Source organism: Pseudomonas sp. GW456-12-10-14-LB2, from assembly GCF_002884345.1.
GTDB classification, from domain to species: domain Bacteria; phylum Pseudomonadota; class Gammaproteobacteria; order Pseudomonadales; family Pseudomonadaceae; genus Aquipseudomonas; species Aquipseudomonas paraglycinae.
Map to the genome: position 1 here is coordinate 58,412 of NZ_POHV01000004.1, position 20,546 is coordinate 78,957.

Sequence of the window (20,546 nt, forward strand, 5' to 3'; positions counted from 1 at the left end):
GAAAAAGCCCCGCTCTGACATTCAGGCGGGGCTTTTTGTTGTCCGCAGATTGGCGGTTATGCCGATGGGTGCACGGCGGCAATCATGTCGACTTCGATGGCTGCGTTTTTCGGCAACTGATAGACACCGACGGTGGTGCGGGTATGGCGCCCGACATCGCCCAACACATAACTGAATACGTCCGATGCACCGTTGGCGACTTCGCTGAGGTCGACGAAATCCGGCGTGGACTTCACGTACACCGTGACCCGCAACAACGACCGGACCTTGTCCAGCGAACCGACTGCATCGACGATAAAGGCCAGACACCGCATCGCGCTGATACTCGCCGCGGCCTGCGCATCCTTGAGCGTCAACTCCTGCCCCACCCGCCCCGGATACTGAATCTTGCCCTCGGTGCGCGGCACCATGCCGCTGATGTAGATCTCATCGCGATGACGGATCAACGGCGCGTAATTGCCACCCACCGTGTTCTCGCCATTGATGTCGTAGTTCAGCTCTTTTGCCAGGGCAATGAATCGCTCGTCGCAGGTCATCCTCTCAGTCATTTCGCCCAGCCTCTAGATCGATGCATGTAGTTGGATCCGAATCTAGGGCTTTTGCCTATCGACCGCAACCTGTCGATTTCTAGCTAGTCGTTTCGAGGGAATGGCTGATAACCCCACCCTTTTGGGAGAGAGTCCGTTCGCGACAAAGGGCGTCGTTTCTCCATCATCCGAGCAACAAAAAACCCCGCTCATCTCTCGATGAACGGGGTTTCTCGTACAACGTTCGAACCTTACGGCGCGTACGTCAGCAGCAGCTCGGTCGGCACCTTGAAGTCCAGGGACATCATGACGCTCAACGCGGTGATGGTGAAGATCGAGAACACGAACAGCTTGCGTGCCCAGACCGTGTCATCCACCGCCTTGTAGCCGGTCCAGGCCATGTACAGCCAGTACATGCCCATGGCCGCGGCGACGGCGAGGTAGCTCATGCCGGCGTAACCGCTGAAGGTCAGCATCAAGGTCGCCACGAGGAAGGCCAGGATGTAGATCAGGATGTGCTTCTTGGCCACCTGGATCCCGCGCTTCACTGGCAGCACCGGAATCGATGCGGCCAGGTAATCGTTGAAGCGGAAGATCGCGATGGCGTAGGAATGCGGCATCTGCCACAGGCTGAACATCACCAGCAGGGTCAGCGCGGCCATGTCGAAGCTGTTGGTCACGGCCACGTAACCGATCACCGGCGGCATGGCGCCCGACAGACTGCCCACCAGCGTGCCGTGAACCGACTTGCGCTTGAGGTACAGGCTGTAGAAGCCGACGTAGATGATGAAGCCGATCACGGCGAACAGGGCAGCCAACGGGTTGGCCACCTTGTACAGCAACGCAACGCCGGCGACACCCAGGACGGTCGCATAGACCAGGGCCAGTTTCAGGGAGATCAAGCCCTGGACCAGCACCCGGTTCTTGGTGCGTTCCATCTTCAGGTCGATGTCGCGGTCGATGCAGTTGTTGAACACGCAACCGGAGGCCACAACCAGGGAAGTGCCGATCATGGCTGCCAGAAACACGGCCAGATCGACATGCCCTTTCGAGGCCAGGAAGAACCCGCCTGCCACAGAAAGCACGTTACCGAAAATGATCCCCGGTTTGGTGATTTGGATAAAGTGCTTGAGCGACATCGGGTTTACCTCACTTCGCCATCATGTAGGTGTGGATGCTGAACATGATCCACAGCGACAGCCCGACCAGCAGCACGATCACGATGGCCGTAAAGACGAACGCAATCACGTTGTTACGTTGAGCGATGGAACGGTCCAGGTGCAGGAAGTAATACAGGTGAACGATCACCTGGATCACGGCGAACAGCAGGACGATTGCCAGCGTCGTCGACTTCGGCAGGGTCGGGAACATCACCAGGCCGAACGGGATGACGGTCAGGATTACCGACAGGATGAAGCCAATGGCGTACGACTTTACGCTGCCGTGGCCAGCATCATGGCTGTCATGGGAGTGTGCATTAGCCATTACAGGGTCCCCATCAGGTAAACAACGGTGAATACGCAGATCCACACCACGTCCAGGAAGTGCCAGAACAGGCTCAGGCAGCTCAGACGGGTCTTGTTGGTCGCCGTCAGGCCGTGCTTGTTGACCTGGTACATCATGATGCCCATCCAGATCAGACCGGCGGACACGTGCAGACCGTGGGTACCGACCAGCGTGAAGAACGCCGACAGGAAGCCCGAACGGCTAGGACCGAAGCCCTCGGAGATCAGCAGGTGGAACTCGTTGATCTCCATGGCGATGAAGCCTGCACCGAGCAGGAAGGTCATGAACAACCAGCCCAGAACCTGCTGCTTCTTACCTTTGTACAACGCCAGCATGGCGAAGCCGTAGGTGATCGAACTGAACAACAGCAGAGCGGTTTCGCCCAGCACGTATGGCAGTTCGAAGATGTCGTGGCCCGACGGGCCACCGGCGACGTTGTTTACCAGTACCGCGTACACCGCGAAGATCGACGCAAACAGAATGCAGTCGGTCATCAGGTAGAGCCAGAAACCGTATACGGTCATCTCGCCCGAGTCGTGGTGATGGTCATCGTGCCCATGGTCATGACCATGGGCGTGTCCAGCATTGGTCACTAAGTTCGACATTGTTTAAGCCTGTTCCAACTTGGTTTCAACACGGGTTGCGGAAGCAGGGATCTTCCCGGCCGCTACCAGACGCTTGTGCTGCTCGGCTTCGATGCGCTCGATTGTTTCAACCGGCACCATGTAGCCCTGATCGTCACGTGCTGCGTGAATCACGAAGTAGATGACAGTGCCGGCCAGGCTGGCGATCGCCAACCACCAGATGTGCCAGATCATCGCGAAACCGAACACGGTCAGCAGTGCGCCCATCACCACGCCAGTGGCGGTGTTGTTCGGCATGTGGATCGGTTCGTACTTGGCCGGAGCCTTGTACGCAGTACCGTTTTCCTTGGCCTCGGTGAACGGATCGATGCAGTCTGCTTTTGGCAGTACAGCGAAGTTGTAGAACGGAGGTGGCGACGAGGTCGACCATTCCAGGGTATGGGCATTCCACGGGTCACCGTGTTCGCACATGTTTTCCGGCTTGTTGCGGTCACGCACCGACACGTACAGCTGGATCAGCTGGCAGGCGATACCCACAGCAATCATCACCGCACCGAACATGGCAACGTACAGGTACGGTACCCACTCAGGGTTGGTGGTGGCGTTCAGACGACGGGTCATGCCCATGAAGCCCAGAGCGTAGAGCGGCATGAACGCGACGAAGAAGCCCGAGATCCAGAACCAGAACGCTGCTTTACCCCAGCCTTCGTGCAGCTTGAAGCCGAACGCTTTCGGGAAGTAGAAGCCGAAGCCTGCGATGTAGCCGAATACCGCGCCGCCGATGATCACGTTGTGGAAGTGAGCGATCACGAACAGGCTGTTGTGCAGAACGAAGTCAGCACCCGGAATGGCCAGCAGTACGCCGGTCATACCGCCGATGGCGAAGGTCACCATGAAGCCCAGGGTCCACAGAACCTGGCTGGTGAAGCGCAGACGGCCCTGGTAGATGGTGAACAGCCAGTTGAACAGTTTCACACCCGTCGGGATGGAAATCAGCATCGTCGCCAGACCGAAGAAGGCGTTGACGCTGGCACCCGAACCCATGGTGAAGAAGTGGTGCAGCCAAACCATGAAGCCCAGTACCGAGATCGCGCCCGAGGCGTAGATCATCGAGTGGTGGCCGAACAGTTTCTTGCCGGTGAAGGCCGAGATGACTTCCGAGAAAATGCCGAACGCCGGCAGGATCAGGATGTAAACCTCAGGGTGGCCCCATGCCCAGAACAGGTTGACGTACATCATTGGATTGCCACCAAGTTCATTGGTGAAAATGTGGAAATCCATGTAACGGTCAAGGGTCAGCAGTGCCAGGGTAGCGGTCAGGATCGGGAACGAAGCCACGATCAGAACGTTTGCCCAGGTGCAGGTCCAGGTGAAGATCGGCATGTCCATCAGTTTCATGCCTGGGGTACGCATTTTCAGCACGGTCGCGAGGAAGTTGACCCCCGTTAACGTTGTACCCAGACCCGATAGCTGTAGCGCCCAGATGTAGTAGTCCATCCCCACGCCAGGGCTGTATTGCAGACCCGACAGCGGTGGATAGGCAACCCAGCCGGTCTTGGCGAATTCGCCGACGCCCAGGGACAGGTTGATCAGCACGACGCCGGATACCAGCAGCCAGAAGCTCAGGGAGTTCAGGAACGGGAACGCAACGTCACGCGCGCCGATCTGCAGCGGCACTGCAAGGTTCATCAGGCCGGTGAAGAATGGCATCGCCATGAAGATGATCATGATCACACCGTGAGCGGTGAAGATCTGGTCATAGTGTTCAGGTGGCAGGTAGCCAGGCGAACCCTCGGTGGCCATGGCCAGCTGGGTACGCATCATGATGGCGTCGGCAAAACCGCGCAGCAGCATGACCATGGCGACGATGATGTACATCACGCCGATTTTCTTGTGGTCGACCGACGTCAGCCACTCGGTCCACAGGTAAGTCCACTTCTTGAAGTAGGTGATTGCAGCGAACAACGCCAGACCACCGAGCGCGATCATCGAGATGGTGACCATCACGATCGGCTCGTGGAAAGGGATCGCTTCCCAACTTAATTTACCAAACATCGTTTACTCCTCTGCCCCGGCAGCTGAATGCGAATTCGAGTCCATATCCGTTGCCGCCACTTCTTTCTCTTTCTTCTCGTGCTTCAGCGGCTTGCCCGGTTTCATGCCTTCGTACTTGTCGACGATGGTCTGGAACAGGTTCGGCGTGACCGAGGAGTAGAGCTCGACTGGATTGTTCTGGCTTGGCTTGGCAAGGGCTGCGTATTCAGCGGCTTCAAGCTGTTTAGGTGCCTTTTTGACTTCACTTACCCAGGCGTCGAAATCTTCCTGAGAAGTTGCGATCGCTTTGAATTTCATACCGGTGAAACCAGCGCCGCTGTAGTTGGCGGAGATACCGTCCATTTCAGCGTTGCGGTCAGCGATCAGGTGCAGCTTGGTGGTCATGCCCGCCATCGCGTAGATCTGGCCGCCCAGGCCCGGGATGAAGAACGAGTTCATCACCGCGTCCGAAGTGATCCGGAAGTTAACCGGGGTGTGCGCCGGGAACACGATCTTGTTGACCGTGGCGATGCCTTGTTCCGGATAGATGAACAGCCACTTCCAGTCCAGCGCGACCACTTCGATGGTCACAGGCTTGACGTCGGATTCGATCGGACGATACGGATCCAGCGAGTGGGTCGACTTGTAGGTGATGTAACCCAGGGCAATGATGATCAGGACCGGGATGGTCCAGACTGCCACTTCGATCTTGGTCGAGTGCGACCATTTCGGGGTGTAGACGGCGTTCTTGTTCGAGGCGCGGTACTTCCAGGCGAACAGGAAGGTCATGACGATGACCGGCACAACGACCAACAGCATCAGCAGCGTGGCGGTGATGATCAGGTTGCGCTGTTCCAGGCCGACCTGGCCCGTTGGATTGAGCAAGGTCATGTTGCAGCCTCCCAGCAACAACGTGCCGAGCAGCGGCACTAGGCCTAGTAATCTGGGGTACCTGTTTTTACTCATCTCACGACCTCTAAAGCAGCTTGCGCAATGCAGTTGGGTTTTGATCGCCAACACTTCACCCTGCCAAGGGTTGGCATTTTCTTTGGATTGAATAAGGGCCGCCCGTCGCGCGTCAGACGCTCGACAAAACCTGGGACAGCGGTCAGTTCTTATTCGAATTCGTGGTCAAAGGCCTTGTTACAGACCAATTCCATTTGGTGCGGAAAGTTGGAAGGCACCGACACCTGGGTGTCTCGCAAGCCTCTCGGCTGCTCGACACCCGACTTCCTGCTCGCCTCCTTAATAAAGGCTGAACAGTGCCGGGAATTCAGTGCGGGCGATTGTAGATAGGTAGCGCCCTATACACCATGTCTTATCCCGAAATAATTTTTATCGCTCCGAGCAACAATCCATCACCGTTTTTGCAAAAGTTCCGCATGTTATCGAAATCGATTCTCAACAAAAACACCAAAAAATGTAGGTCTATCGGCCTCAGTTCAGACAGCTTCGAGGGCTTTTTCCCACGGCGCGATCCGCGCAAAGCCCGATATGCCAAGGCTTTTGGCCATCTGCCGGAGTCTGTTAAAACTGCCTGATCCGGCACACGCGTGCAAAAACCGAAAAACGCTGAAACAGACCAATCCTTTTTTGTAACAGCACTCCAATCCGGGCCTGTGAAACGAGCTGCGACACGGCCTGTGTGACAACATGTCGCACACCTGTCGCACCCTTCCTTGCCGTTCGTCACGGTGTTTTCACACAGACCCTGAAATGCAAAACGCCTCGATCTGCGTCACCGCAAATCGAGGCGTTTGGTTTATCGGCGCACGCGCCGAAAAGTTGATTCAGCGCAACGCTTTTCGGTTACGCGAGGTCAGCAGCGGCACCAGGATCACCACCAGCACGAAGGCCACGAGTGCCCATTGCGCCAGCGACAGGCCGAGGATCGGCGGGTACGGCGTCGAGCAGAAACCGTCGACCTGGAAGCCCAGCGGGAAGATCTTTGCCAGCGGCAGGTCATCGACGATCGGTTGCAATACATCGATGCCGCAGCTCACCGCCGGATAGAACTGGGTGTACACGTGATGCCCGGCGACACCGGCGCCGGCGATGGCACAAATCACCACCAGCACCTCGAACACCGTGATGCTGCGTCGGGTGCGCATGGCCGCGCCGATGAACGCGAACAGCGCGATCAGCAGCAACGCATAACGCTGCAGGATGCACAGCGGGCACGGCGCCTCGCCCAGCACGATCTGCATGTACAGCGCGCCGCCGATCAGCGCCAGGCAGATGATGCCCAGCAACACCAGATAGCGCCGCTCACGTCCCAATCGAATCGTTTCCTCGCTCATCGCGTTTCCCTTTCATGTCCATGGTTCAGCTGGCCGGCGGCTGCGCTTGCAGTTGCGCCATCAGGCTGATGTTGTCTTCGATATGCCAATTGGCCGCGATGCGACCGTTGTCGATCTGATAGATATCGGTTGCCCGGAAGTCTACACGCTGGCCCTGCCCTTTGAGAGCCTTGAACGTGCCGGTGAAATGCCCGCGAAAGTGCAGATGCACCACCACGCGATCCCCGGCGACGATCATTTGCTCGATCTCGCAACTCACGTCCGGCACCGCCGTGCGAAAGAACTTCGACGCCAGCAGCGGCCCGGTCGGCCCCTGCACCCGGCCTTCCGGCGGGGTCTTGTCGACGAACTGCGGCGACAGGGCGGCGGTGGCCAACGCCTCTTCACCCGTGTTCCAGAAACTGCCGTAACGCCGCGCCGCCAGTTCCATCGCATCACGCTGGGCCTTGGGCAGGCTCTGATCGACGATCAGGGTCTGGGGTTCGATCAAGGTGGATTCGGCGAACGCGAACGGACTGGACAACAAGGCAACCGACAGGCCCAAAGTGGCCAGGCTGAAACGACGGGAAGAGGCGAAGTGCGACATGGGGGCGATCCTGATCATGTAAACGAACGAGCGCCTATCATCAGCATCGGGGAATAAACGATAAACCGGTTAAGAAACGATTAACCTTTAAACAGAATTTAAGAATCAGGGCCGTGTAACGGCCAATCGCTGGCAAGCCAGCTCCCACAAGGGCCGTGTCGAACTCAAATCCTGTGGGAGCGGGCTTGCCCGCGATAGAGGCGACTCGGTTCCGAATTATTCCAGAGCAGCAGCCGGCCCGAAGAACTCATACCGGCTCTGCTTCTCAGGCACACCCAGCGCCTTCAGGTGACGCTTGATCGCCCCCATGAAGCCTTTCGGCCCGAGGAAGTAAGCGTCCACATCACGCTCCGCCGGCAGCCACTCGCCCAGTTGCTCCTCGCTCAACAACCCGACCTTGTCCGCCGCCGGGCTCACACCATCATCTTCGGCGTAGCAATAGAAGCGCTTGAGCTGCGGATGACGCGCGGCCAGCCCGTCGATCCAGTCACGGAACGCGTGCACGCTGCCGTTGCGCGCACTGTGGATGAAGTACACCGGACGCTCGGTTTCCAGCGCCGCTTCCAGCATCGCCAAAGTCGGAGTGATGCCGACGCCGCCGCTGATCAGCACCAGCGGCTTGTCGCTGGCAGTCAGGGTGAATTCGCCCGATGGCGGGAACAGCTGAATGCTCGCGCCGACATGCAGTTGATCGTGCAGGTAATTGGAGGCACGGCCGCCCGGTTCGCGTTTGACGCTGATGCGGTACTGACCTTTGTTGGCCAGGGCCGAAAGCGAGTAATTGCGGCGGATTTCTTCGCCGTCGAGGATCAGCTTCATGCCGATGTACTGGCCTGGCTCGGCTGCGAGGATCGGGCCCTTGTCCGCCGGCTCGAAGTAGAACGAAATGATTTCCGCGCTCTCCTCGACCTTGGCCGCGACGATGAACTCCCGCGCCCCGCGCCAGCCGCCGACGGCTTGCTCTTTCTGGTCATAAATGGCGGTTTCGGCGCCGATCAGGATATCGGCCAACTGACCGTAGGCTGCGCCCCAGGCGTTCATCACTTCCGGCGTGGCGATTTCTTCGCCGAGTACTTCGGAGATGGCGCGCAACAGGCAGGTGCCGACGATCGGGTAGTGTTCCGGCAGGATCTGCAGGGCCACGTGCTTGTTGATGATCTTTGCCACCAGATCGCCCAACTGGTCGAGTTGATCGATGTGGCGGGCGTACATCAACACGCCGTTGGCCAGGGCGCGGGGCTGGTCACCGCTGGCCTGGTGGGCCTGGTTGAACAGCGGGCGGACTTCCGGGTACTCGGAGAGCATCATGCGGTAGAAATGGGTGATCAGCGCTTCGCCGCCGCTTTCCAGCAGAGGCACAGTGGATTTGACGATGGCACGATCCTGGATGCTAAGCATAAGGGTGACTCCTGAGCTTTCTCTAAAAGTGCCTTATCCATTCCAGTATTCGTGCCAACTATTTTTTCTATACAAATCAATAGCTTGAAAATTATGTAGTCAGATCGACACAAGTGCCTCTATAGTCGCTTCGACTACAACGTGTCTCTTTGACTACAAGCCCATGTCCGCCAAATCATTGCTCACCGCCCTGCTCCCACTGGTCTCCGACCTGTCCCGCGAACTGCCCGAAGGCGAGCGCTATCGGCGCCTGCTCGAAGCCATGCGCGCCCTGCTGCCCTGCGATGCCGCCGCACTGTTGCGCCTCGACGGTGAATGGCTGGTGCCGCTGGCGGTGGATGGCTTGAGCACCGACACTCTTGGTCGACGCTTCAAGGTCAGCGAACACCCGCGCTTCGAAGTGCTGCTGGCCGGCGAAGGGCCAACGCGTTTCGCCGCCGACAGCGACTTGCCCGATCCGTATGACGGATTGGTCGACGGCCTCGACGATCATCTTGAAGTTCACGACTGCCTCGGCTGTCCGTTGTTCGTCGATGAAAAGCTTTGGGGCCTGATTACTCTCGACGCCCTCGATCCCGAGCGTTTCGAACCGATCGAGCTCGACGCCCTGCAAGCCTTCGCCAGTCTCGCATCGGCCACTGTGAATGCCGCTGAACGCATCGAGCGTCTGGCGATTCGCGCTGAAGACGAGCACCAGCGCGCCGAGGTTTATCGTCAGGCCAGCGGTCAGCAAAACCGTGAAATGATCGGCCAGAGCAAGGCCCACAAACGGCTGGTGGAAGAAATCAATCTGGTCGGCGGCAGCGACCTGACCGTGTTGATCACTGGCGAAACCGGAGTCGGCAAGGAACTGGTGGCCCAGGCGATCCACGCTGCCTCCAAGCGCGCCGACAAACCGATCATCAGCCTCAACTGCGCGGCCCTGCCGGACACGCTGGTGGAAAGCGAACTGTTCGGCCACGTGCGCGGCGCCTTCACCGGCGCCACCAGCGACCGGCGCGGCAAGTTCGAACTGGCCAACGGCGGCACACTGTTTCTGGATGAAGTCGGCGAGTTGTCGCTGACCGTCCAGGCCAAGCTGTTGCGGGTATTGCAGAGCGGCCAGTTGCAACGTCTGGGTTCGGACAAGGAACACCAGGTCGACGTGCGCCTGATCGCCGCGACCAACCGCGACCTGGCTGAAGAAGTGCGCAGCGGCCGCTACCGCGCCGACTTCTACCATCGCCTCAGCGTCTACCCGTTGCGGGTGCCGGCGCTGCGTGACCGGGGCCGCGATGTGTTGTTGCTCAGCGGTTATTTCCTGGAACAGAACCGCTCGCGCATGGGCCTCAACAGCCTGCGCCTGAACAGCGACGCCCAGGAGGCGCTGCTGGCTTACACCTGGCCGGGCAACGTGCGGGAACTGGAACACTTGATCGGACGCAGCGCACTGAAGGCGCTGGGCAACTGCAAGGTGCGGCCGAAGATTCTCAGCCTGAGCGCGATGGACCTCGATCTGCCGCGCGAGGTTGTGGATAACTCGTCGGTGCCGTCCGAAGCGACTGCCGCCCTGCCATTGATCAGCGGTGACCTGCGCACCGCCACCGAGCAGTATCAGCGGCAGTTGATCAGCGCGGCGCTTGAGCGCAATCAGGACAACTGGGCCAGTGCCGCGCGTGAACTGGGGCTGGACCGGGCGAATCTGGCGCGGATGGCCAAGCGGTTGGGGATGAAAGGCTAAAAGCACACCCTCACCCTAGCCCTCTCCCTGAGGGAGAGGGGACTGATTGGGGGATATTGCAGAAATCCGCCGACGTGAACGATCTTTACTGAATCCAGATCGACTCGGTCATTCAGGTCGATGTACAACGCCAGACACCTCGGTCGGCCCCCTCTCCCTCCGGGAGAGGGCTGGGGTGAGGGGCTCTGGATCTCAAAGCCACCCGACAACTAACCTAAAGCCCAACCTTTTGACGCCGATAACCCGGCATCAATAGTTTCTGGCGATTTCCACTCTCGCCCATCACCTTTTTCCACAGAAGGTTTTTATGTCTTCCAACAAAGCCCGCGCAGATTCACTTTCGCTTCTGCTGTTTACCTTGCGCAGCGGCAAGCTGATGGCGATCAACCTGCTGAAGGTCAGTGAAATCATCCCCTGCCCGCCGCTGACCAAGCTGCCGGAGTCGCACCCGCACGTCAAAGGCATCGCCACCCTGCGCGGCGCTTCGCTGTCGGTGATCGACCTGAGCCGCGCCATCGGCGAGCGGCCGCTGGAGGACCCGAACGGCGGCTGCCTGATCGTCACCGACGTCAGCCGTTCGAAACAGGGCCTGCACGTGCAGGCAGTGAGCAAGATCGTGCATTGCCTGACCACCGACATCAAACCGCCGCCGTTCGGTTCCGGCGGTTCACGCGCCTACATCACCGGCGTAACCTCGGTGGACGGCACGCTGGTGCAGGTGCTGGACATCGAAAAAGTCATCCACGGCATCGCCCCGGCGCAGATCGAAATGGCCCCGACCGAGCTGAGCATGGAAGACGCCGAAGTGCTGGGCAACGCGCGAATTCTGGTGGTCGACGACAGCCAGGTCGCGCTGCAGCAATCAGTACACACCCTGCGCAACCTCGGCTTGCAATGCCACACCGCCCGCAGCGCCAAGGAGGCCATCGACTGCCTGCTGGACCTGCAAGGCACGGCGCAGCAGATCAACCTGATCGTCTCCGACATCGAAATGTCCGAGATGGACGGCTACGCCTTCACTCGTACCCTGCGCGAAACCCCGGACTTCGCCCACCTCTACGTGTTGCTGCACACCTCGCTGGACAGCGCGATGAACAGCGAAAAGGCCCGCCTCGCCGGCGCCAACGGCGTGCTGACCAAGTTCTCCTCACCGGAGCTGACCCACTGCCTGATCGAAGCGGCCAAGCATGTCGCTGCTCAGGGTCACTGAGTCTTGAGCGAGACGTTCTGCTTTTTGATGCGGCGCGACCTGAGCCAGGACGTGCCGGCCATCGAGTGGCCGAACGGCATCGAACTCAGCACCTACAGCGCCGAACGCGCATCCACCGTGCATGAACTGATGCAGATCGGCTACCGCGAAGGCGGTGGTCGGGTGCCAGCGCTGGACGTGTGGCAAAAGCAGTTTGAAAACGACCCGGAATACGATCCGGCACTGTGTTTCATCGCCAGCGATGCCGAAGGCGTCATTGGCGTGGCGCAATGCTGGACCAGTTCCTACATCAAGAACCTGGTGGTGCATCCTCGCGCCCAAGGACGTGGATTGGGTCGGGCTTTGCTGCTTCATGCATTCAAGGCGTTTCAGGATCGACGCGAAGGATTTGTCGACCTGAAGGTGCTGGAGAGCAATCAGCGAGCGCAGCGCTTGTACGAAATGTCTGGAATGTATGTGGTTCGCCGGGAACTGGTGCCGGACTGACAAACTAAAATCCTGCGGCATACTCCAACCTTGGTGATCAAACCTCCAAGGATGCCCGAACCATGAAACGCCTCGTCCTCTCCGTGCTTTGCCTCATCGCCCCGTTGGCCCACGCCTCCAGCCCCGACGCCTGGGCGGCCTACGACAAAACCGTGCTCGCCAGTTGCACCAAGGCCAGCGGCCTGAAAAACGCCAAACCGGTCGGCAACGCCGCACAATTCGATGACCGCGTCGGCTATACCGCGCTGTTGCTGCAAGGCCAGTACCCGCAAAAACACATGAAGGGCCAGCAAGGAACCGAGCTGTGCCTGTACAACAAAAAGTCGAAAACCGCGTTCGTCACCGAATGGGACTCGATCCGCCCGACCGCCAAACCCTGAGCGCATGGCGCACAACTTGCTTCACTCCGGGCCTGTACGGCGGCTTTACGTCGCCGATTCACACCCTGATTGAAGATTGCCCGCTCAATGAATACGACCTTTTCCTGCGTAGGCTGCGGCAAATGCTGCACCGATCACCACGTGCCCCTGACCTTGGCCGAAGCTCGCATGTGGGCGGCCGACGGCGGTCAGGTGATCGTGCTGGTGGAGGCGTTTCTTGCCAACGGCCTGGGCCTGCCGGAACAGCAGCGCGAACATGCGCAACGGCGTTCGGCGGTGGTGCGCAGCGGAATGTCCGACGCCCATGTGGCGATCACTTTCGCCGCCTACAACGTCGGCCCCTGCCGGAATCTTGACGAAAACAAACTGTGCCGCATTTACGAGCGCCGGCCGCTGGTGTGCCGCATCTATCCCGCCGAAATCAATCCGCACATTCCGTTGAATCCTGCGGCCAAGGACTGCCCACCGGAGTCGTGGGAGCAAGGGCCGGATCTTATCGTCGGCGGAGAACTGGTGGATCAGGAACTGGTGACGCTGATCCAGCGCTCCCGTCAGGCGGATCGCGACGACATCCGGATCAAGGATGCGATCTGCGGCTTGCTCGGCATCCGCACCACCGCGCTCAAGGGCGATGGGTTCACCGCGTACCTGCCGGACATGGGTGCGTTCGCCTCGGTGATCGATCAGGTCACGGCGCAGCCATTAAACGAAACTTCCAGCGAATGGCTGTTCCATGTCTCCGGCGACGACATCGCCGGGCAAGTACGGGCGGCCGGGGCACAAGTGGTGTCCGAGCCGCCACAGACCTACGCGTTTATTTCACTGCGCGCGGCCTAAGCGCCCTGCCGCCGCCAGAACTCCCGCGCCAGCGAACGCAAATCCCCCGCCAGCCCCGCCACATCCTGTGAGTTGAGCTGGCTCTGGCGCCCCTCATCCACCGTCAACTCACACGCCGTGCGAATACTGACGATGTTACGGTTGATGTCCTCACTCACCGCGCTCTGCTCTTCGACCGCCGCCGCAATCTGCAGACTCATCTCGGTGATCTGCTCGACCCGCCCGCTGATCCCGTCCAGGGCCCGGGCCGCGCGCTGCGCCTGTTCGACGCTGTTATCCACATGCTCGCTGCTCTGCTGCATCACCAGCACCGCATCCCGCGCGCCGTTTTGCAGGGTGCTGATCATCCGTTGAATCTCGTTGGTCGACTGCTGAGTGCGCTGAGCCAGACCCCGCACCTCATCGGCCACCACCGCAAACCCGCGCCCCGCATCCCCGGCCCGTGCCGCTTCGATCGCCGCGTTGAGCGCCAGCAGATTCGTCTGTTCGGCGATGCTGCGAATCACCTCCAGCACCCCGGAAATCTCGCTGCTGTGACCTTCGAGCTGATGAATCACCTCGGTCGCCCGCCCCAACTCCTCGGCCAGCCGCAACACCGCACTGCGACTCTCGCCCACCAACAGATGACCTTCACGGGTTTCCGTCCCCGCCATATCCGCCGCTACCGACGCCTGCTGCGCATGACTGGCGACCTCGGCCACACTGGCCGCCATCTGATGAATCGCCGCCGCCACCTGATCGGTTTCCGCCTGCTGCGCCAGCGTGCTGGTGTGACTGCTGTGCAGATGATCCACCAACTGCGCCGCATGTCCGGCCAGTCGCTGCGAGGCATCACCGATCCGCCCCACCACTGCACCGACCTGGGTTTCGAGCATCTGCAACGCAAACTCGATCTGCCCGAACTGATCCCGCCGCCCGGTATAAATGCCCTGACTCAACGGGTTGTCGGCAATCAGCCGCGCACGCTCGGTCAAACGCTCCAGCGGCCGCAACAACCAACCCACGCCCAACGCACACGCACCACTGCCGGCCACCAGAGCAGCGGCTTCGATACCCATGAACTCCGGCCGCAACCAGGCTTCAATCCCCAGCACCACCGCCAGTACCGAACTGGTCAACGCCATGATCCGCGCCCGCAAACTCAACACCGGCAGTCGCTGCCAACGCACCGCCCGCCCCTCACGCAACTGCGCATACGCCCGCTCCGCCGCCGCCATCTGCCGCGCATCCGGCCGCGTGCGCACCGACTGATACTCCACCGCCGCACCGTTCTGCGTGACCGGCGTGACATAGGCACTGACCCAGTAGTGATCACCGTTCTTGCAACGATTCTTCACCAGCCCCATCCACGACCGCCCGCGCTTGAGCGTCTGCCACATATGGGCAAACGCCTGCGCCGGCATGTCCGGATGACGCAGCAAATTGTGCGGCGCACCCAGCAGCTCGTCGCGGCTGTAACCGCTGATCCTGATGAAATCGTCGTTGGCGTAGGTGATCGCGCTGGTCAGATCGGTGGTCGAGAGAATGTTCGCATCCGGCGCAACATCGACATTGCGCCCGGTCACCGGGAGATTGATCTTCATGGAAAGCGCGCTCGTTTTATTGGAAAGAGTCGGCAGGGCTGCTGACTCTAAGCGCACTCACTGGTTAAACGTTGATCTGGCTCAGGAACTGAGCAATTAGCCATCACTGTGACCGAAAATCACAGCGACGGCCGAGGCGGGATTGAATCAGCGCTTGCCCATCGAACGGCGAGTACCCGAAGGCGCCACACCCGGAATCTTGGCGTGACGATCACCGTCTTTGCCCTTGAACTGCGGCTGCTTCGCCGCTTTGGCAGCCGCCAGCTCACCTGGCTTGAACGGAAATTTGAACGCAGGAATGGTCGGCTTGGATTCACCGGCCTCGGCCAGCTCTGCCGGGACATCGCTCACAGCGTTGTCGATTGGGGAAGTCATGAAAGCTCCGCGAAGCAAAAAGTCCGGCCCGGTGGACGAGCCGCGAAAGCGCGCAGTATACCTGCGTGAGCGGAGTTTAAAGAGTCCCAAAAAGAGTACGACCGGTGGCTTTTACGAACGGGTCGACTAACGGATCAGTTCCCCCAACCAACCCAAAAGCACTGCAACAACAAACGGTACACCCCACACATTTCCAAACATCCGAAAATGGAACGCGGAGCGTCCCTGGCTGCATTCCCACGCGGAGCGTGGGAACGATCAAGCAGTAAGCAGTCGCTTCTCGCCTCTCGCTTCCCACCACTCAACACAATGAGCGTTAGCTCGAGTAAGGCTTTTGACGTGCCGGCCCCATCGGAAGGCTGAGTGGAGGGATTTATCCGGGGGTGGGCGCGTAGCGCCGTTTGGCGGAGCCAAACACATCGAGAGGAGGTGCAGCGAAGCAAACCGTAGGCGATGCCCCCGGATGAATCCCGGAACGAAGGAACGCCGAGCCACAGCGAGGCGCCGAACGCAGGGGCCCAGACCTTTGGTTACTTTGGGGCGTTTGCCAAAGTGACCCGCTGTAAGAGCGGAACCGCCAGCCGCAACACCCGCAGAAACGGATATTCACCCCAAACACCCAAAGCATGGCCGGCCCAAAGGCCGCCAAGTCAAAAGCCGAAACTGACAGCGCCGTCAGTTAGCCGTCACCCTCCTGACCCCCAAACAAGTTTATAAAGACAAAACCTGCCCAAACCCCGTCCCCCTGGCGCCCCACAAGCATGCAAACCCAGAAGAAAAAAGCCCTGCTCGCTATCCTGCTGATCGCCGTCGCAGCCGGGGCCCTGTGGTTCACCCTGAAACCCGCCCCGGCCAAACTCGTAGCCCCCACCGCCATCCCGGTGCGGGTCGTCGCCGTCAGCGAAAAAGACGTCCCCCGCTACACCATCGGCATCGGCTCGGTCCTCTCGTTGCACAGCGTCGTGGTGCGCCCACAGATCGACGGCATCCTCACCAAGCTTCTGGTCAAGGAAGGTCAGTTGGTAAAACAAGGCGACCTGCTCGCCACCATCGACGACCGCTCGATCCGCGCCAGCCTCGATCAGGCCCGGGCACAACTGGGCGAAAGCCAGGCGCAACTACAAGTCGCCCTGGTGAACCTCAAGCGCTACAAACTGCTCAGCGTCGACGACGGCGTCTCCAAGCAGACTTACGACCAGCAACAGGCACTGGTCAACCAGCTCAAGGCCACCGCCCAGGGCAATCAGGCCGCGATTGACGCGGCTCAGGTACAACTTTCCTACACCCAGATTCGCTCCCCGGTCACCGGCCGGGTCGGGATTCGCACGGTCGACGAAGGCAACTTCCTGCGCATGACCGACACCCAGGGCCTGTTCACCGTGACCCAGATCGACCCGATCGCCGTAGAGTTTTCCCTGCCCCAGCAAATGCTGCCGACCCTGCAAGGCCTGATCAGCGACCCGCAGCGCGCACAGGTCAAGGCGTACATCGGCGCCGACACCGACGGCGAAACCGGCAATCTGCTGGGCGAAGGTCACCTGACCCTGATCGACAACCAGATCAACGCCAACACCGGCACCATCCGCGCCAAGGCCGAGTTCGACAACCCGAACCAGAAGCTCTGGCCCGGCCTGCTGGTGACGGTAAAGATTCAGACAGCACTGGATAAAGATGCGCTGGTGGTTCCGCCCACCGTCGTACAACGCGGTCTCGATCAGCACTTCGTGTACCGGGTCAACGGCGACAAGGTTGAAGCGGTGCAGGTGCAAATGGTTTATCAGGGCAGCGGTCAGGACATCATCAAGGGCGTGAAGCCCGGCGACGTGCTGGTCAGTGATGGCCAGTCGCGGCTCAAGCCCGGTTCGACCGTGCAGGTCATGAGCGAACCGCCGCAGGTGGTGCAAGCGGAGCCCAAGCCATGAAGCAGCACAAAGGCGTTTCGACCTGGTGCATCGATCACCCGGTGGCGACGATTCTGCTGACCATCGCGCTGGTGCTGGTCGGGGTGATTGCCTTCCCGCGCCTGCCGATTGCCCCACTGCCGGAAGCGGAATTTCCTACGATCCAGGTCTCCGCGCAGTTGCCCGGCGCCAGCCCGGACACCATGGCTTCGTCCGTGGCCACGCCGCTGGAGGTGCAGTTCAGCGCCATCCCCGGCATGACCCAGATGACCTCCAGCAGTGCGCTGGGCTCCAGCCTGCTGACCCTGCAATTCACCCTCGACAAGAGCATCGACACCGCCGCCCAGGAAGTGCAGGCCGCGATCAACACCGCCGCCGGCAAACTGCCGAAAGACATGCCGACCCTGCCGACCTGGAAGAAGGTCAACCCGGCCGACAGCCCGGTGCTGATCCTCAGCGTCAGCTCCACGCAAATGCCCGGCACCGAGCTCAGCGACCTTGTGGAAACCCTGCTCGCGCGTCAGATCAGTCAGATCGACGGCGTGGGCCAGATCAACATCACCGGTCAGCAACGTCCGGCAATCCGCGTTCAGGCTTCGGCGGACAAACTGGCGGCCATCGGCCTGACCCTCGCCGATATTCGTGTGGCGATCCAGCAGACCAGCCTCAACCTCGCCAAAGGTGCGCTGTACGGCGATTCGAGCATTTCCACGCTGTCGACCAACGACCAGTTGTTCCACCCCGAGGAATACAGCCAACTCATCGTTTCCTACAAGGACGGCGCCCCGGTTCACCTCAAGGATGTGGCGAAAGTCGTCAACGGTTCGGAGGATGCCTACGTGCAAGCCTGGGCCGGCGATCGACCGGGCGTGAACCTGGTGATCTCCCGCCAGCCCGGCGCCAACATCGTCGAAACCGTAGACCGGATTCAGGCCGCCCTGCCCGGCCTCGAAGCCATGCTGCCGGCCTCGGTGCAGGTCAAAACCCTGATCGACCGCACCCAGACCATCCGCGCCTCGCTGCACGAAGTGGAAATCACCTTACTGATCGCGATCCTGCTGGTGGTGGCGGTGATGGCGCTGTTCCTGCGCCAGCTGTCGGCGACGATGATTGTCTCGGCGGTGCTCGGCGTGTCGCTGACTGCCAGTTTCGCCTTAATGTATTTACTCGGCTTCAGTCTGAACAACCTGACCCTCGTCGCCATCGTGGTGGCGGTGGGCTTCGTGGTCGACGATGCGATCGTGGTGGTGGAAAACATCCACCGTCACCTCGAGGCCGGCGACAGCATGCGCGACGCCGCGATCAAGGGCGCCGGCGAGATCGGCTTCACCGTGGTGTCGATCAGTTTCTCGCTGGTGGCGGCGTTCATTCCGCTGCTGTTCATGGGCGGCGTGGTCGGGCGTTTGTTCAAGGAATTCGCCCTGACGGCCACTTCGACCATCATGATTTCCGTGGTGGTCTCGCTGACGTTGGCGCCAACGCTGGCAGCGCTGTTCATGCGCAAACCGGTGCATCACGCCCATGACAAACCGGGCTTCAGCGAACGCCTGCTCGGCTGGTACGAAAAAGGCCTGCGCCGCGCCCTCGCCCACCAGAAACTGATGATCGGCGTGTTCGGCATTTCCGTTGCGCTGGCGATTGGCGGCTACGTGTTTATCCCCAAGGGGTTCTTCCCGGTTCAGGACACCGGTTTCGTCCTCGGCACCACCGAAGCCGCCGCCGATATCTCCTACAGCGACATGGTGAAAAAACACCTGGCAATGGCCGAAATCGTCGCCGCCGACCCGGCTGTCCAGGCGTTTTCCCACTCGGTGGGCGTGTCCGGCAGCAACCAGACCATCGCCAACGGTCGCTTCTGGATCGCCCTGAAAAAACGCGGTGACCGCGATGTTTCGGCCAGCCAGTTCATCGACCGCATTCGTCCGCAACTGATGAAAGTCCCCGGCATCGTGCTTTACTTGCGCGCCGGCCAGGACATCAACCTCAGCTCCGGCCCGAGCCGTGCGCAGTATCAATATGTGCTCAAGAGCAACGACGGGCCGACCCTCGCCACCTGGACCCAGAAACTCACCGAGAAACTGCGCAGCATCCCGGCGTTCCGTGACATCTCCAACGACCTGCAACTGGGCGGCAGCATCACTCACATCAGCATCGACCGCAGCGCCGCCGCGCGTTTCGGCCTGACGGCGAGTGATGTCGACGAGGCGCTGTACGACGCCTTCGGTCAGCGCCAGATCAACGAGTTCCAGACCCAGGTCAACCAGTACAACGTAATTCTGGAGCTGGACACCAAGCAGCGCGGCAAGGCCGAAAGCCTCAACTATTTCTACCTGCGCTCACCGCTGAGCGGAGAGATGGTGCCGCTGTCGGCGCTGGCCCGATTCGACGCGCCGACCATCGGCCCGCTGTCCATCGCCCACGACGGCATGTTCCCGGCCGCCAACCTGTCGTTCAACCTGGCGCCCGGTGTGGCACTGGGCGACGCGGTGATTCTGCTCAATCAGGCCAAGGCCGAAATCGGCATGCCGACCGCCATCAGCGGCAACTTCCAGGGCGCGGCCCAGGCGTTCCAGAGTTCGCTGAAAAGTCAGCCGTGGCTGATTCTCGCGGCGCTGGTGGCGGTGTACATCATTCTCGGCGTGCTCTACGAGAGCTTCGTCCATCCGCTGACGATCATCTCGACCTTGCCGGCAGCAGGCCTCGGCGCAGTGATCATGCTGTGGATCTGCGGCCAGGACTTTTCGATCATGGCGCTGATCGGGCTGGTGCTGCTGATTGGTATCGTGAAGAAGAACGGCATCCTGATGATCGATTTCGCCCTCGAAGCGCAGCGTCATCGCGGGCTGTCGCCGCAGGATGCGATTTTCGAGGCGTGTATCACGCGGTTCCGGCCGATCATCATGACCACCCTCGCCGCCCTGCTCGGCGCACTGCCGCTGATGCTCGGCTACGGCACCGGTGCCGAACTGCGCCAACCATTGGGGATAGCGGTTGTGGGCGGCCTGCTGGTCAGCCAGATGCTGACGCTGTTCACCACGCCGGTCATATACTTGTGGCTTGAGCGGCTGTTCCACAAGCCCAAACCTGCGCCCATCGCGGCGCTGGCAACGACAGACTGA

The 20,546-nt window shown here is 60.4% G+C and carries 18 protein-coding genes and 1 pseudogene; 8 read left to right on the plus strand and 11 right to left on the minus strand.

Annotation, left to right across the window (positions count from 1 at the left end; translation table 11 throughout):
• Window positions 1-56 precede the first annotated feature (56 nt).
• The 6 genes from C1X29_RS03750 to cyoA form a co-directional block, all read right to left on the minus strand.
• The gene (locus C1X29_RS03750; protein WP_011335841.1) at window positions 57-548 is read right to left on the minus strand and encodes a RidA family protein; all 492 of its coding nucleotides are present in this window, start codon (window positions 546-548) and stop codon (window positions 57-59) included.
• A 230-nt stretch (window positions 549-778) separates the two neighbouring features.
• Window positions 779-1,666 (minus strand): heme o synthase, encoded by an 888-nt coding sequence (cyoE, locus tag C1X29_RS03755; RefSeq protein WP_007956716.1) that lies wholly within the window; start codon window positions 1,664-1,666, stop codon window positions 779-781.
• Between the two features lie 10 nt (window positions 1,667-1,676).
• Complete coding sequence (gene cyoD, locus C1X29_RS03760; RefSeq protein WP_007956718.1) at window positions 1,677-2,012, minus strand: cytochrome o ubiquinol oxidase subunit IV; 336 nt, start codon at window positions 2,010-2,012, stop codon at window positions 1,677-1,679.
• On the minus strand, window positions 2,012-2,638 hold the full coding sequence (locus tag C1X29_RS03765; RefSeq protein ID WP_007956720.1) for a cytochrome o ubiquinol oxidase subunit III: 627 nt from the start codon (window positions 2,636-2,638) through the stop codon (window positions 2,012-2,014). The genes cyoD and C1X29_RS03765 overlap by 1 nt, the downstream gene beginning before the upstream one ends.
• Before the next feature lie 3 nt (window positions 2,639-2,641).
• Entirely contained in the window at window positions 2,642-4,672 is a 2,031-nt protein-coding gene (gene cyoB, locus C1X29_RS03770) for a cytochrome o ubiquinol oxidase subunit I (RefSeq protein ID WP_007956721.1), read from the minus strand.
• Window positions 4,673-4,675: 3 nt separating this feature from the next.
• Window positions 4,676-5,617 (minus strand): ubiquinol oxidase subunit II, encoded by a 942-nt coding sequence (gene cyoA / locus C1X29_RS03775; RefSeq protein ID WP_011335843.1) that lies wholly within the window; start codon window positions 5,615-5,617, stop codon window positions 4,676-4,678.
• Window positions 5,618-5,644: 27 nt separating this feature from the next.
• Here cyoA and C1X29_RS29775 point away from each other — a divergent pair.
• A pseudogene (locus C1X29_RS29775) lies at window positions 5,645-5,910 on the plus strand (hypothetical protein).
• Window positions 5,911-6,441: 531 nt separating this feature from the next.
• Here C1X29_RS29775 and C1X29_RS03785 read toward each other — a convergent pair.
• The 3 genes from C1X29_RS03785 to hmpA all read right to left on the minus strand — a co-directional run bounded on the left by C1X29_RS03785 (window position 6,442) and on the right by hmpA (window position 8,935).
• Complete coding sequence (locus tag C1X29_RS03785; RefSeq protein WP_007956723.1) at window positions 6,442-6,951, minus strand: disulfide bond formation protein B; 510 nt, start codon at window positions 6,949-6,951, stop codon at window positions 6,442-6,444.
• Between the two features lie 25 nt (window positions 6,952-6,976).
• Window positions 6,977-7,537: an ester cyclase gene (locus C1X29_RS03790; RefSeq protein ID WP_085745337.1), complete on the minus strand. Its 561-nt coding sequence runs from the start codon at window positions 7,535-7,537 to the stop codon at window positions 6,977-6,979.
• A 216-nt stretch (window positions 7,538-7,753) separates the two neighbouring features.
• Window positions 7,754-8,935, minus strand: a complete 1,182-nt coding sequence (gene hmpA / locus C1X29_RS03795) for an NO-inducible flavohemoprotein (protein ID WP_102716898.1) — start codon at window positions 8,933-8,935, stop codon at window positions 7,754-7,756.
• A 163-nt stretch (window positions 8,936-9,098) separates the two neighbouring features.
• On the opposite strand from hmpA, the gene norR reads away from it, so the two are divergent.
• The 5 genes from norR to C1X29_RS03820 all read left to right on the plus strand — a co-directional run bounded on the left by norR (window position 9,099) and on the right by C1X29_RS03820 (window position 13,568).
• Window positions 9,099-10,655 (plus strand): nitric oxide reductase transcriptional regulator NorR, encoded by a 1,557-nt coding sequence (gene norR / locus C1X29_RS03800; protein ID WP_102716899.1) that lies wholly within the window; start codon window positions 9,099-9,101, stop codon window positions 10,653-10,655.
• A gap of 307 nt (window positions 10,656-10,962) precedes the next feature.
• Window positions 10,963-11,865 carry a chemotaxis protein CheV gene (locus C1X29_RS03805; protein WP_011335848.1) on the plus strand — a complete coding sequence of 301 codons (903 nt, stop codon included), beginning with the start codon at window positions 10,963-10,965 and terminating at the stop codon, window positions 11,863-11,865.
• Between the two features lie 27 nt (window positions 11,866-11,892).
• Complete coding sequence (locus C1X29_RS03810; protein WP_102716900.1) at window positions 11,893-12,351, plus strand: N-acetyltransferase; 459 nt, start codon at window positions 11,893-11,895, stop codon at window positions 12,349-12,351.
• 62 nt (window positions 12,352-12,413) lie between these two features.
• Entirely contained in the window at window positions 12,414-12,731 is a 318-nt protein-coding gene (locus C1X29_RS03815; protein ID WP_102716901.1) for a hypothetical protein, read from the plus strand.
• 87 nt (window positions 12,732-12,818) lie between these two features.
• Window positions 12,819-13,568 carry a YkgJ family cysteine cluster protein gene (locus C1X29_RS03820; protein WP_102716902.1) on the plus strand — a complete coding sequence of 250 codons (750 nt, stop codon included), beginning with the start codon at window positions 12,819-12,821 and terminating at the stop codon, window positions 13,566-13,568.
• On the opposite strand, the gene C1X29_RS03825 is transcribed toward C1X29_RS03820, so the two are convergent.
• Both C1X29_RS03825 and C1X29_RS03830 read right to left on the minus strand, forming a co-directional pair.
• Window positions 13,565-15,151, minus strand: coding sequence for a PAS domain-containing methyl-accepting chemotaxis protein (locus C1X29_RS03825; protein WP_102716903.1), 1,587 nt, complete (start codon window positions 15,149-15,151; stop codon window positions 13,565-13,567). The two genes, C1X29_RS03820 and C1X29_RS03825, sit on opposite strands and share 4 nt — an antisense overlap.
• A gap of 147 nt (window positions 15,152-15,298) precedes the next feature.
• Window positions 15,299-15,526, minus strand: coding sequence for a hypothetical protein (locus C1X29_RS03830; RefSeq protein WP_039765632.1), 228 nt, complete (start codon window positions 15,524-15,526; stop codon window positions 15,299-15,301).
• A 761-nt stretch (window positions 15,527-16,287) separates the two neighbouring features.
• Here C1X29_RS03830 and C1X29_RS03835 point away from each other — a divergent pair.
• Window positions 16,288-17,448: an efflux RND transporter periplasmic adaptor subunit gene (locus tag C1X29_RS03835; RefSeq protein ID WP_102716904.1), complete on the plus strand. Its 1,161-nt coding sequence runs from the start codon at window positions 16,288-16,290 to the stop codon at window positions 17,446-17,448.
• Window positions 17,445-20,546, plus strand: a complete 3,102-nt coding sequence (locus C1X29_RS03840; RefSeq protein ID WP_085606911.1) for a multidrug efflux RND transporter permease subunit — start codon at window positions 17,445-17,447, stop codon at window positions 20,544-20,546. The genes C1X29_RS03835 and C1X29_RS03840 overlap by 4 nt, the downstream gene beginning before the upstream one ends.